Below are 13,415 nucleotides of genomic sequence, written 5' to 3' on the forward strand. Positions count from 1 at the left end.
GCCACAGACTCTTTGGAGATTCAACATGACCCGCTATCTCGACGTCACCGACCTGTTCAGGTTAATCGACGCGGTCGGCGTGCCACGGATGTTGGAGGACATTGCCAGCGAGATCGAGGCAGATTTCCTGCGCTGGTCGTCGTTCGACAAGAACGCCCGTGTTGCGGCTCACTCGCTCGACGGTGTAATCGAACTGATGCCCGTCGCGGACAAGACGCGCTTCGGCTTCAAATTCGTCAATGGCCATCCGAACAACTCGCGTGTCGGCCTGCCGACCGTCATGGCATTCGGCGCGCTGGCCGATGTGGCCACCGGCTATCCGCTGCTGCTCAGTGAGTTCACACTCGCCACGGCGATCCGCACCGCGGCGACCTCGGTGGTCGCCGCACGTCGGCTTGCGCGACCCCATTCGCGCAAGATGGCCCTGATCGGCAACGGCGCGCAGTCTGAATTCCAGGCGCTTGCCTTTCACGCCCTGCTCGGCATCGACGAAATCCGCGCCTTCGATGTCGACGCGGCGGCGACGGAAAAGCTGATCCGCAACCTTGCGCCCTGGCGCGGCTTGCGCATCACGCGCGCGGCTTCGGTCGCTGAAGCGATGCGCGGCACCGATATCGTCACCACCGCGACGGCCGACAAGCGTCTCGCGACGATCGTCGATGTTTCGCTCGTCGAACCGGGCATGCACTTCAATGCGATCGGCGGCGATTGCCCTGGCAAGACGGAGCTTGATCCGAAGATACTCGAGCGCGCACGCGTGGTGGTCGAATTCGAACCGCAATCGCGCATCGAAGGCGAGATCCAGCAAATGCCCGCCTCGTTTGTCGTCACTGAACTGTCGTGCATCCTCGCGGGCCAGGAGCCGGGCCGGCATACGAACGACGAAGTCACTGTCTTCGATTCCGTGGGCTTCGCGCTCGAGGACTTTTCGACCTTGCGCTATCTGCTCGACACAGCTACACGACTCGGCATCGGAACTGAGATTGGCCTTGTTGCCGAGGCGCCTGATCCTAAGAATTTGTTCGGATATCTGCTCGACAATCGGCCGTCGGCACTCGCCGGTTGCGCCCCTCTATCGAGTTCTGTTCAGAATGTGGCGGCGTTCGCCAAGGTTACGGCGAATCAACCGTTCCGTGAAAGCCCGTCGGCGTTCATATCGGGATGATCTGCGCTCAGGTGCCGCCCATTCCGGGGCGGCAATGACCAAGGATCTCCATGTTTTCATGTCCCCACTGCCGGCCCATGCCGGCAGCGCACTGCTGGCGCCCCCGTTCCAACAGTTATGATCTCGTGAGCGCGCAGCGCTCGGTCAACGTGGTCGCGGCACATGGCCCCATGTCGCCCCCGGTTCGCATCGAGTCCATGCATCCGGCAAGCCTCACGCAACCGCGAACGACGGTGTCGAATGCGCTGCATCCCACGGTCGACGAATGCGTAGCCGGACCGTCGACATCAGGGCTTCGAGCCTCGGAATTCCAACTCAACCCGGCTTATTTCATCGACGAAGCTGACCGCCCTGGGGAGACCGGCATTCTCCATTTAGCGTCCAATCGCGATCGGGGCTTGTCTGAACCGTTGCCGCGAGTCGTCCGTGCCGCGTGGGAAACGACCGGCGCGCTGCAGGGTTTCTACGGCGCGGAATTCTCGCATGCACTGCAGTGTGCGGGAATCCGCCTTGCGCAACTCGAAGGCGCCACACTGCGCGAAGCGCTCGAGGCCAACTTCCGCACCCTCAGGACGTCGACCTGCAACGGAACCGGCATACGAGCCTGGCGCGACGCCCTGTCGTTCGCGGTCAGCGTACCGATCGTGGTGGGCGTCGGCATGCAGATGGCAATCGATACCGCCACGACCGGCGCGCTCGGCTTCGACTCGTTCCGCCATGCCAATCTGCCGTTCGGCAGTGTCGCCGCCTCCTACGGACTCATGTGCGCAGAGGTGATCAAGGCACCGCTGACTGCAGGTCTCAGCTATCAAACGATTGCCCGCCATCATATGGTGGACGACTATCTGACGCGCACCGAATGCACGCTGAAGCTGGCCGATGCCGTGCTCAACCAGCTTGGTGCGGCCGGTTCGGCCTGCCTGCCCGGCTTGTCCCGCTTGGCCATGTCCCGGCGCACCGGGATGGCATGCTACGAAGCAGGTGAAGTGGCGCGCCATCTGTCGACGGTGTTCACCATGCTGAACTACCTGATTGCACCGGTGCGCGTGGGCCTCTTCGCGAATAACGAACTGGCATGGCCAGGACGCCTCGATGAACCCGACTGGATGGCCCCCCTAGTTGGCCTGCTGCGCTTCGCCTCGAGCATGTCCGATACGATACGCGTCCTTCTCAGCCAAATCGGCACGCAATGCCGGCACGAACTGTTCTCTCTTCGCATGGAGGCCTTGCTCGATGTCGCCGAATATCTCTCGTTGAGAATCCGCGCACTGCAAAACGACGCTGGGACACGCGACCGTGTCGAAACAGCACTCGAACAGTTCCGTACCCTCTGTGCGCTGTCGACGAACGATGTACTCGGCTTGCTCGCGCGGGATCAAGCGGCGCTCGCCGAGGCGCTTCGAAGTTCAAGAGGCGGCCACGATATCCGAGTGCAGACAAGAATCGGCCATAACCTCGAGCCCTTCGGCGTGCGCATGTCGCAGATGGTCGAAAGCGGGGAACGTCGTCTTCATCTGTATCTGGAACCGAGACAGAATCATTGGGGCAAAGTCTCGGGGCGACATGCCACCTGGTGGGATCACGCCCAGTTTCCGCTGCGGCTGACCTACCGGTTCACGCTGATTCTGCAACACTGGCTCGCGAGCGTGGTCCACCGGCTGACCGAGCCGTGCGAACCACCACTGCAGCGGTGCATGCAGCGATAAGGCGGCGCATCGGGTCGCGCGCCCGGATGAAAGCGATTCAGCCTTCCGCCGCCTCCCGCAAATCGCGGTCATCCTTCGGTGCGCTCATGCCGAGCGCACTCATCAAGCGATAGAGCGTCACGCGCGAGATCCCCAGTTCACGCGCGACGTCGACCAGGCGTCCGGGATGACGTTCGAGTGCCTGCTCGATGACCTCGCGCTCGGCACGCTCGCGTGCTTGAGCGAGGGTCTTCAGCATGGGCGTCTCCGTCTGCTCGAGTTCGAGGTTTTCGGCGGTCACGAGCCTTCCGTCGGTCATCACGATCGCGCGCCGCACCCGGTTGATCAGTTCGCGCACATTGCCCGGCCAATCGTAGTTGTAGAGCGCCCGCACGCCATCGTCCGAAAAACCGCGCAGCGGCCTCGAGGCATCGCTCTTGTAGCGCTCGAGCACATGTCGCGCGAGTATCTCAATGTCCTTGCCGCGTGCGCGCAGCGGCGGGTTGTCGATACGCAAGACACAGAGACGGTGATAGAGATCCGAACGAAAACGGCCCTCGCGCATGGCCGCGTCGAGATCGAAGTGAGTCGCGGAAATCACACGCACATCGACGGCAATCGACTCGAAACCGCCGAGCCGGTCGATCACGCCTTCCTGCAGGAAACGCAACAGGCTCGCCTGCCCTTCCATCGGCAGATCCCCGATCTCGTCGAGAAACAGCGTGCCGCCGTTGGCGGCTTCGATGCGGCCGATCTTGCGCTGGCTCGCACCGGTAAACGCGCCGCGCTCATAGCCGAAGAGCTCCGAGAGCAGCAACTGCGGCGTGATCGCGCCGCAGTTGATCGCGACGAACGGCGCACGCCGCCGCGGCGATTGGTCGTGGATCGCCTGTGCGCACAGTTCCTTGCCCGTGCCCGATTCCCCGTGCACAAAAACGGGAGCGTCAGTCGCCGAGACCTTGCGCAGCGCGCGAAACAGCTTGAGCATGGCCTCGGACGAGCCGACCATTTCGCCGAGCGGCCCGTGCGAGACCGCATGCTCACCGGCACCAACGGTCAGCGCCGCCATGCCATAGGCATGGCCGAGCGCGTTGACGAGCTTTTCGTCGGGGCACGGAATCGTCACATAGTCGAAGCAATAGTCGCGGATCAGCCGGCGAATCGAAGCGTCGGCCATTTGCTCGGCGCTCGCGGCCGCGACCCAGCCGACCTTCGAAGCCGACAGGCAGCGTTCGAGCGAGGCGAGCTCGTGCTTGTCGAACTGACTGTTCAGGTCGAGCAGGCCCGCCGAGGCGGCATCGCGCATGGCTTCGCGCTCGGCCTCGCGCGCGGAGGACACGACACGGATGGTCCAGCCCCGGGACGCCAGCAAGCCTCGCAGTGTCTGGTCGGACGTACGGGTCAGGTAAATCAGGCTGCGCGGGCTATTTTCCATCACGCGGCTCTGGCATGCGCAACACCGAGCGCACTGACGAAAGGTGCACCCCCCACGTGCGGCGGCATGTCCCATACGCGTGGCTCGACGACAAAGCCGCGATGGCGCCCGCCAGGGCCAGGACAACGAACATGTTTATTCCAATTGGTCTGTAGCTGCCGGGGCCTCGTTATTGCCGAACTTGCCGGTTCGCCGTTCGCCGGACGTCATGCGCCGCGGCTGATTATTTTCACTACGATGACATTCTCCATGCAAAACCGCTTCATCGCCAATGATTATCTTCTAACCTCGCATCTGGACCACCCAAGACATGCGGGCCTTGAAGATATCCGTTCGCTCCGCCGTTTACCAAGCCCGCTAGGGTTTGCCCTAGGCGCGCTCCACTGGACCTCGCAAAACGCATCGGCAACAATGTCTTCAGCTTGACGTTAACGTAAAGCAACGCGAAGGAGACATCATGCTTGCGCCCCTCGGCCTGCCGGCCAATCCCGACCTCGATGCCCTGCGCGACTCGATCGCGAGCTTCGCGGCGGCCGAAATCGCCCCGCGGGCGGCCCAGATCGACCGCACCGATCAGTTCCCGATGGACCTCTGGCGCAAGTTCGGCGACCTCGGCCTGCTCGGTATCACGGTCGACGAAGAATATGGCGGAACCGGCCTCGGCTATCTCGCGCACATGATCGCGATGGAGGAGATCTCGCGTGCGTCGGCTTCGGTCGGCCTGTCGTACGGCGCGCATTCGAATCTCTGTGTGAACCAGATCCACCGCAACGGCACGGCGGCGCAAAAGGCCACGTATTTGCCGAAGCTCGTCAGCGGAGAACACATCGGCGCACTGGCAATGAGCGAGCCCAACGCGGGCTCCGACGTGGTCAGCATGAAGCTGCGCGCCGACAAGCATGGCGACCACTACCGCCTGAACGGCACGAAGATGTGGATCACCAATGGCCCCGACTGCAACACGCTCGTGGTCTACGCCAAGACCGATCCGGAGGCCGGTGCGCGCGGCATCACGGCGTTCATCGTCGAAAAGGGCATGAAGGGATTTTCGGTCGCGCAGAAGCTGGACAAGCTCGGCATGCGCGGTTCACACACGGGGGAACTCGTGTTCGTCGATGTCGAGGTCCCCGCGGAGAACATCCTCGGGCAGTTGCATGGCGGCGCGAAAGTGTTGATGAGCGGACTCGACTACGAGCGCGCAGTGCTCGCAGGTGGCCCGGTCGGCATCATGGTCGCGGTGATGGATTCGGTGATTCCGTACATTCACCAGCGCGAGCAGTTCGGCCAGCCGATCGGAGAATTCCAACTGATCCAGGGCAAGGTCGCCGATCTCTATACGACGTTGCAGGCGTGCCGCTCCTATCTCTATGCGGTCGGGCAGCGACTCGATACGCTCGGCGACGGTCATCTGCGCGACCTGCGCAAGGACTGCGCGGGCGTCATCCTCTATACGGCTGAAAAGGCCACGTGGATGGCCGGCGAAGCGATCCAGATCCTCGGCGGCAACGGCTATATCAACGACTATCCGGTCGGACGTCTGTGGCGCGACGCGAAGCTCTACGAGATCGGCGCGGGCACGAGCGAGATTCGCCGCATGCTGATTGGCCGCGAGCTGTTCAACGAGACAGCCTGAACACGTGTCCTCTGAGCACGGCGGCCTGCGCCGTACCCGTCGAAGCCACGACTGCCCGAGCAACCCGCCCACACGATGCCGATCCTCGATAGCAAACTGAACCCGCGCTCAAGCGATTTCATCGCGAACGCGACCACCATGCAGGCGCTCGTCGATGCGCTGCGCGCCAAAACCGAACAGGCCGCGCTCGGCGGCGGAAAGGCGACGCGCGACAAACACCTCGCACGCGGCAAGCTGCTACCGCGCGACCGTGTCGCGCAGTTGCTCGACCCCGGCACACCGTTTCTCGAATTCTCACCGCTTGCCGCCAACGGGATGTACAAGGACGATGCGCCCGGCGCGGGCATCATCACCGGCATCGGACGCATCGCGGGCATCGAGTGCGTCCTCGTCTGCAACGACGCCACGGTCAAGGGCGGCACGTACTACCCGATGACCGTGAAGAAGCATGTGCGCGCACAGGAGATCGCCGCGGAAAACCATCTGCCCTGCGTCTACCTGGTCGACTCGGGCGGCGCCAACCTGCCGAATCAGGACGAAGTGTTCGCGGACCGCGAACACTTCGGACGGATCTTTTTCAACCAGGCGAACCTGTCGGCACAGGGCATCCCGCAGATCGCCGTGGTGATGGGTTCGTGCACGGCCGGCGGTGCCTACGTTCCCGCTATGAGCGACGAGTCGATCATCGTGCGCGACCAGGGAACGATCTTTCTGGGTGGGCCGCCGCTCGTCAAGGCCGCGACCGGCGAAGTCGTCAGTGCGGAAGACCTCGGCGGCGGCGATGTTCATACGCGTCTGTCGGGCGTCGTCGATCATCTTGCGAACAACGATGCGCACGCACTCGCGATTGCACGGACGATCGTCGGCAATCTGAACCGGCGCAGCCCGCATCCAGGCCCGTCCGTGGCGGCGCTGCCGCCCCGCTTCGATCCCCCGAGCGTCTACGGCGTGATCCCGACCGATACGCGCAAGCCCTTCGACGTCCGCGAGGTCATCGCGCGCATCGTCGACGATTCAGCCTTCGACGAGTTCAAGGCGCGTTACGGTACGACGCTCGTGACGGGCTTCGCGCATCTCTGGGGCATGCCCATCGGGATCATCGCGAACAACGGCATCCTGTTTTCGGAATCGGCGCTCAAGGGCACGCACTTCATCGAACTCTGCTGCCAGCGCAAGATCCCCCTGATCTTCCTGCAGAACATCACAGGCTTCATGGTCGGCCGCAAATACGAGAACGAAGGCATCGCACGCAACGGCGCAAAGATGGTCACGGCCGTTTCGACGGCGAGCGTGCCGAAGCTCACAGTCATCATCGGCGGCTCATTCGGCGCGGGCAACTACGGGATGTGCGGCCGCGCGTTTTCGCCACGCTTCCTGTGGATGTGGCCGAACGCGCGCATCTCGGTGATGGGCGGCGAACAGGCCGCATCGGTGCTGGCGACCGTACGGCGTGACGGCATCGAGGCGAAGGGTGGCACGTGGAGCACTGAGGAAGAAGAAGCCTTCAAGGCGCCGATCCGCGATCAATATGAACGGCAGGGGCACCCCTACTATGCGACGGCGAGGCTCTGGGACGACGGCGTGATCGATCCCGCGCAGACACGCGACGTGCTGGCGCTGGGTCTATCGGCGGCGCTCAATGCGCCGATTCCCGAATCGAAGTTCGGTGTGTTCCGGATGTGAGCCATGTTCAATAAAATCCTGATTGCCAATCGTGGTGAAATCGCCTGCCGCGTCGCGGCGACCTGCCGGCGCCTCGGTGTGGCGACCGTCGCGGTGTACTCGGACGCCGATGCCGACGCGAAGCATGTCGCCGCCTGCGACGAGGCGATCCTTATCGGTCCCGCGCCAGCCACCGAAAGCTATCTGCTCGGCGAGAAGATCCTCGCGGCAGCGAAGGCGACCGGCGCACAGGCGATTCATCCGGGTTACGGGTTTCTGTCGGAGAACGCGGCATTCGCCCAGGCGTGCTTCGAGGCCGGCGTCGTTTTCATCGGACCGCCTGCCGGCGCGATTTCGGCGATGGGCTCCAAGGCCGCCGCCAAGTCGATGATGGCGCAGGCCGGCGTGCCCCTGGTGCCGGGCTATCACGGCGACGATCAATCGCCCGCGCTGCTCAAGCGCGAGGCCGACGCGATCGGCTATCCGGTGCTGCTCAAGGCGAGCGCCGGCGGCGGCGGCAAGGGCATGCGGGTCGTCGAACGCAGTGCCGACTTTGCGGCCGCCCTCGCCTCATGCCAGCGCGAAGCGCGTGCGAGCTTCGGTGACGACCGGGTCCTGATCGAGAAGTATCTGATCCGTCCGCGCCATGTCGAAATCCAGGTGTTCGCCGATACGCACGGCGAAGCAGTCTATCTGTTCGAACGCGACTGCTCGGTCCAGCGGCGGCATCAAAAGGTTCTGGAGGAGGCGCCGGCCCCGGGGCTGAGCACCGCACGCCGCGAGGCAATGGGCGGGGCTGCCGTGGCCGCGGCACGCGCGGTCGGCTATGTGGGCGCGGGCACGGTCGAGTTCATCGTCGCCGACGACGCGTTCTACTTCATGGAGATGAACACGCGCCTGCAGGTCGAGCACCCCGTCACGGAGATGATCACGGGCCTCGATCTCGTCGAATGGCAGCTGCGCGTGGCCGATGGCGAACGACTACCGCTCGCACAAGAGCAATTGCGCTTGTGCGGCCATGCGATCGAGGCGCGGATCTATGCGGAGAATCCCGCGCGCGGCTTTTTGCCGTCAACGGGGCGGCTTGCCTATTTGCGCACGCCGGCCGCCATCGAGTTTTCGGTCGGCGCGGTGATCACTCCGGCGCATGGCCGTGCGACTGCTCCGGCCGACCAGGGCGCTCACAGCCGGACCACGCGCATCGACAGCGGCGTGCGGGAAGGCGACGCGATCAGCCCTTACTATGATCCGATGATCGCAAAGCTGATCGTCCACGGCCGCGATCGCACGGATGCGTTGGCGGCGATGCGCGCGGCATTGCATTCCTTCGAAGTCGTCGGCCTGTCGACCAATATTGCATTCCTGCAACGGCTGATCGCGAGCGAGCCTTTCGCGACCGCGGATCTCGATACCGGCCTGATCGAACGCCATCATGCGGAGCTCTTCCCAGCTGAAGCGCCGACGCCTGCGCTGGCGCTCGCGTTCGCGGTGGCGGCGCTGCTCAGCACCGAAATGGCAGTGGCAGCGACAGCTTCGGCAACCACCCCGTGGACAGGTCTTGGCGGATGGCGCTTGAATGCCCCCTATCAACGGGAGTTTCCGCTGTCGACACTGTCCGAGGGCGATGCAGAGGCACGGCCGTGCATCGCCACCTTGATACGAAATGCGAACACCTCATCCCTGCGGATCGGCGGTGAAACGCTTCCCTTCTCATTCCGGCGCGAACCGGATGACGCGCACGCGCTAAATGTATCGTTTGGCCATACACAAACGCGAGCCCGTGCATTTATCGCGGCCGAGGTCGTCCACGTTTTCCTGCATGGCATCGAGTACCGCCTGGAATGGCGCGACCTGCTCGCGCACGCGGGCGACACGGATCATGGCGAAGGCAGCCTCACCGCGCCGATGCCCGGCAAGGTCGTCGCGATCTTCGCGGACAAGGGGCAACGGGTCGACAAGGGCGCACCCCTACTCGTGATCGAGGCGATGAAGATGGAACACACCATCGTCGCACCGGCCGCGGGCATCGTCGACGAGGTGTTGTTCGGCATCGGCGACCAGGTCACGGACGGCGCGCAACTGCTGCGCTTTGTCGATCCCGAGGCCAAAGCAAGGCCGGCCCCAGCATCGGCTTGACCCGCCCGAACCATGAACTCCCGCTCAGACGCGCTCGATCACCATGGCGATGCCCTGCCCGACGCCGATGCACATCGTGCAGAGCGCGAAGCGGCCTTGCGTGCGTTGCAGCTGATACATCGCCGTCCCGACCAGCCGCGCACCGGACATGCCGAGCGGATGGCCGAGCGCGATCGCGCCGCCATTGGGGTTCACGCGGGGATCGTCGTCGGCCACGCCGAGCGTGCGCAACACGGCCAGCCCTTGCGAGGCAAACGCCTCATTGAGTTCGATCACGTCGAACTGGTCGATGGTCAGGCCCAGGCGCGCCATCAGCTTCTGTGAAGCGGGCGCCGGTCCGATGCCCATGATCCGCGGTTCGACACCCGCGGTGGCGACACCGAGGATGCGTGCGCGCGGCGTCAGGCCGAAGCGCTTCGCGGCGGCTTCGCTCGTGATCAGCAGCCCTGCGGCGCCGTCGTTGATACCCGACGAGTTGCCGGCCGTCACGGAACCGTCGGGCGTCACCACGCCCTTGAGCTTCGCGAGCGCTTCAAGGCTCGTCTCACGCGGATGCTCGTCGCGCTCGACGACGATGGCATCGCCCTTCTTCTGCGGCACGGACACCGGCACGATTTCCTGCGCGAGCGTGCCGTCCTTTTGCGCACGCGATGCGTTCAACTGGCTGCGCAGGCCCATCGCATCCTGGTCGGCACGCGACACGCCGAATTGCTTCGCGACGTTCTCACCCGTTTCGGGCATCGCATCGACACCGTACATCTGCTTCATCAGCGGATTCACGAATCGCCAGCCGATGGTCGTATCGAAGATCTGCGCCTGCCGCGAAAACGCCGAGTTTGCCTTCGGCATCACGAACGGCGCGCGGCTCATGCTTTCGACGCCGCCCGCGATCATCACTTCGTATTCATCGGCGCGAATCGAGCGCGCCGCGACGCCGAGCGCGTCCATGCCCGAACCGCAGAGCCGGTTCACCGTGCTGCCGGGCACCGTCAACGGCAGGCCCGCGAGCAGCAGCGACATGCGCGCGACGTTGCGGTTGTCGTCGCCGGCCTGGTTCGCGCAACCGAAGATCACATCGTCGATCGCCGCAGGATCGAGATTCGGATTGCGCGCGACCAGCGCACGCAGGGGAACCGCACCGAGGTCGTCCGCACGGACCGAGGACAGTGCGCCGCCGTAACGCCCGATCGGCGTACGGATGGCATCGCAGATAAAAGCTTCAGTCATGATTACTTTTCAAAGAGTGGGCAGTGGCAGTCAGGCTGCATTCAAGCCGCATTACGCGCGGCGCGGTTCGCGCTTTCGTCGCGCAGCGGCACGCCGGTCAGTTTCTGGAGTTCCTCGAACGAGATGTCCGCGCAGATGTCGCGCACGACGAGTCCGTCGGGCGTCACGTCGAGCACCGCGAGATCCGTATAGATGCGGCCGACGCAGCCGATGCCGGTGAGCGGGTATGAACACTCGGCGACGATCTTGCTTTCGCCGCTCTTGGTCAGGTGCTCCATCATCACGAACACCTGCTTCGCGCCAATCGCGAGGTCCATCGCCCCGCCGACGGCCGGAATCGCATCCGGCGCGCCGGTATGCCAGTTCGCGAGATCGCCCTTGACCGAAACCTGGAACGCGCCGAGCACGCAGTAGTCGAGGTGGCCGCCGCGCATCATCGCGAACGAATCGGCATGGTGGAAGAATGCGCCGCCGCTCAGCAAGGTCACATGTTGCTTGCCGGCATTGATCAGCTCGTCGTCCTCTTCGCCGGCCGCAGGCGCCGGGCCCATGCCGAGCAGGCCGTTTTCACTGTGAAGGAAAATTTCGCGGTCGACCGCGAGGTGGTTCGCGACAAGCGTCGGCACACCAATGCCGAGGTTCACATACGCGCCTTCGGGAATGTCCTGCGCGACGCGCCGGGCCATTTCATCACGAGTCAGTTTCTTCATCATTCTCTCCTTCAGGCCGCTTTCGCCGCCGCATCACCGGCCCGGGTCGAAGCCCGCGGCTCGACCTGCACCACGCGTTGAACGAAGATGCCCGGGGTTACGATACTCTCCGGATCGAGTCCGCCGAGGGGCACCACTTCGGAAACCTGCACGATCGCGGTCTTCGCCGCCATCGCCATGATCGGCCCGAAGTTGCGCGCGGTCTTGCGGTAGATCAGGTTGCCCCAGCGGTCACCCTTGTGAGCCTTGATCAGCGCGACGTCGGCATGCAGCGGTCCCTCGAGCACATAGTGGCGCCCGTCGATCACGCGCGTCTCCTTGCCTTCGGCGAGCAGGGTGCCGTAGGCGGTCGGCGTGAAGAAACCGCCGATCCCCGCACCGGCCGCGCGGATACGCTCGGCGAGGTTGCCCTGCGGCACGACTTCGAGCTCGATCTCGCCCGCACGGAACAGGCCATCGAAAATATAGGAGTCCGTCTGGCGCGGAAACGAGCAGATAATCTTGCGTACGCGGCGCGCCTTGAGCAGCGCAGCGAGGCCCATCTCGCCATTGCCCGCGTTATTGCTCACGATCGTCAGGTCGCGCGCACTCGTTTCGAGCAGGCCGTCGATCAGTTCCGAGGGCATGCCCGCCGTCCCGAAGCCACCGATCATCACGGTCGAACCATCGCTGATGCCTTCGACGGCCGCGGCGACTGAAGTAAAGATCTTGTCGATCATCCTGTCATCCTCTACTATGCTTACCGGTATGAAAAGTTCGCTATACGCACATAGATTCGTTTAGCGAACGTTTGTCGAATAGTAGTGACTTGCGCCACAGGGTGTCAAGGCACGTGCCCGGAGTTCCGCATGCCGAATTCGCTTAAAACGTCGACTCGCAACCCGCCAATCACCATGTCCGACCCATCCGCTCAGCCTCCCGGCGAAACCGCTGAACGCCCAGGCGACTCGTTTGTCCAATCGTTCGCGCGCGGCCTCGCGGTGATCCGCGCCTTCGATGCGCAGCGCCCTTCGCAGACCTTGTCCGAGGTGGCTACCACGGCCGGCCTCACGCGCGCGGCCGCACGGCGGATCCTGCTGACGCTGCAGACGCTCGGCTATGTCGATGCGGAAGGGCGGCAGTTCAGGCTGACCGCCAAGACACTCGACCTCGGCTTCGCTTACCTGACTTCCATGCCGATCTGGAACCTCGCCGAGCCGGTGATGGAGCATCTGGTCGCACAGGTTCATGAAAGCTGCTCGGCCTCAGTGCTCGATCGGACTGAAATCGTCTACGTGCTGCGCGTGCCGACCCAGAAGATCATCGCGATCAATCTTGCCACGGGCAGCCGCCTGCCTGCGTTCTGTACCTCGATGGGACGTGTGCTGCTCGCCGGCCTCGACGAAGCGAAGCTCGATGAAGTGCTGGCCGCTTCGGAACTCCGGCAGCGCACGCCACGCACGGTCACCGATCCGGCGGAACTGAAGAAGATCATCGCGCAGGTGCGCGAGCAACAATGGGCGATCGTCGACCAGGAACTCGAAACGGGGTTGATCTCGATCTCCGCGCCGATTCGCGACCGGCAAGGCCGGATCATTGCGGCAATGAATGTCAGCGGCAATGCGCAGCGCAGTACCGCCAAGCAGATGATTCGGGATTTTCTGCCGCCGTTACAGGCTGCGGCCTTGCGCGTTTCAACCCTGGTCGCCTTGCGCGGCTGAGCCGGCCGTGCATGGTAAGGTCGTCTACGACGGCCCGTCGACCGCGCTTACACCGGTCCTCA

10 protein-coding genes are annotated in these 13,415 nt (G+C 64.0%); 6 read left to right on the forward strand and 4 right to left on the reverse strand.

Going from position 1 to position 13,415, the window contains the following annotated elements; all coding sequences use genetic code 11:
- Positions 1 to 25: 25 nt before the first annotated feature.
- Together HV670_RS09525 and HV670_RS09530 are read left to right on the forward strand one after the other, a co-directional pair.
- Positions 26 to 1,165 carry an ornithine cyclodeaminase gene (locus HV670_RS09525; RefSeq protein WP_175104520.1) on the forward strand — a complete coding sequence of 380 codons (1,140 nt, stop codon included), beginning with the start codon at positions 26 to 28 and terminating at the stop codon, positions 1,163 to 1,165.
- Between the two features lie 125 nt (positions 1,166 to 1,290).
- Positions 1,291 to 2,871, forward strand: coding sequence for a hypothetical protein (locus HV670_RS09530; protein ID WP_175104521.1), 1,581 nt, complete (start codon positions 1,291 to 1,293; stop codon positions 2,869 to 2,871).
- 37 nt (positions 2,872 to 2,908) lie between these two features.
- Here HV670_RS09530 and HV670_RS09535 read toward each other — a convergent pair whose 3' ends face one another.
- A complete protein-coding gene (locus HV670_RS09535) occupies positions 2,909 to 4,285 on the reverse strand; it encodes a sigma-54 dependent transcriptional regulator (protein ID WP_175104522.1) in 1,377 nt (458 codons plus the stop codon).
- 457 nt (positions 4,286 to 4,742) lie between these two features.
- On the opposite strand from HV670_RS09535, the gene HV670_RS09540 reads away from it, so the two are divergent.
- The 3 genes from HV670_RS09540 (at position 4,743) to HV670_RS09550 (ending at position 9,716) form a co-directional block, all read left to right on the forward strand.
- Complete coding sequence (locus HV670_RS09540; RefSeq protein ID WP_175104523.1) at positions 4,743 to 5,918, forward strand: isovaleryl-CoA dehydrogenase; 1,176 nt, start codon at positions 4,743 to 4,745, stop codon at positions 5,916 to 5,918.
- Between the two features lie 75 nt (positions 5,919 to 5,993).
- On the forward strand, positions 5,994 to 7,601 hold the full coding sequence (locus HV670_RS09545) for a carboxyl transferase domain-containing protein (protein ID WP_175104524.1): 1,608 nt from the start codon (positions 5,994 to 5,996) through the stop codon (positions 7,599 to 7,601).
- A 3-nt stretch (positions 7,602 to 7,604) separates the two neighbouring features.
- A complete protein-coding gene (locus HV670_RS09550; protein WP_175104525.1) occupies positions 7,605 to 9,716 on the forward strand; it encodes an acetyl/propionyl/methylcrotonyl-CoA carboxylase subunit alpha in 2,112 nt (703 codons plus the stop codon).
- Positions 9,717 to 9,740: 24 nt separating this feature from the next.
- Here the strand turns inward: HV670_RS09550 and pcaF are convergent, their stop codons facing one another.
- From pcaF to HV670_RS09565, 3 genes are read right to left on the reverse strand one after another with little or no spacing between them, the layout of a single operon-like run.
- A complete protein-coding gene (gene pcaF, locus HV670_RS09555) occupies positions 9,741 to 10,943 on the reverse strand; it encodes a 3-oxoadipyl-CoA thiolase (RefSeq protein WP_175104526.1) in 1,203 nt (400 codons plus the stop codon).
- Between the two features lie 41 nt (positions 10,944 to 10,984).
- Complete coding sequence (locus tag HV670_RS09560; protein WP_175104527.1) at positions 10,985 to 11,653, reverse strand: CoA transferase subunit B; 669 nt, start codon at positions 11,651 to 11,653, stop codon at positions 10,985 to 10,987.
- An 11-nt stretch (positions 11,654 to 11,664) separates the two neighbouring features.
- Positions 11,665 to 12,372, reverse strand: a complete 708-nt coding sequence (locus HV670_RS09565; protein ID WP_175104528.1) for a 3-oxoacid CoA-transferase subunit A — start codon at positions 12,370 to 12,372, stop codon at positions 11,665 to 11,667.
- A 174-nt stretch (positions 12,373 to 12,546) separates the two neighbouring features.
- Between HV670_RS09565 and HV670_RS09570 the strand changes: the two genes are divergently transcribed.
- A complete protein-coding gene (locus tag HV670_RS09570; protein ID WP_175104597.1) occupies positions 12,547 to 13,353 on the forward strand; it encodes an IclR family transcriptional regulator in 807 nt (268 codons plus the stop codon).
- The last annotated feature ends 62 nt before the right edge of the window (positions 13,354 to 13,415 follow it).

This window comes from Pararobbsia alpina (genome assembly GCF_902859895.1).
In the GTDB taxonomy this organism is placed as follows: Bacteria; Pseudomonadota; Gammaproteobacteria; order Burkholderiales; family Burkholderiaceae; genus Pararobbsia; species Pararobbsia alpina.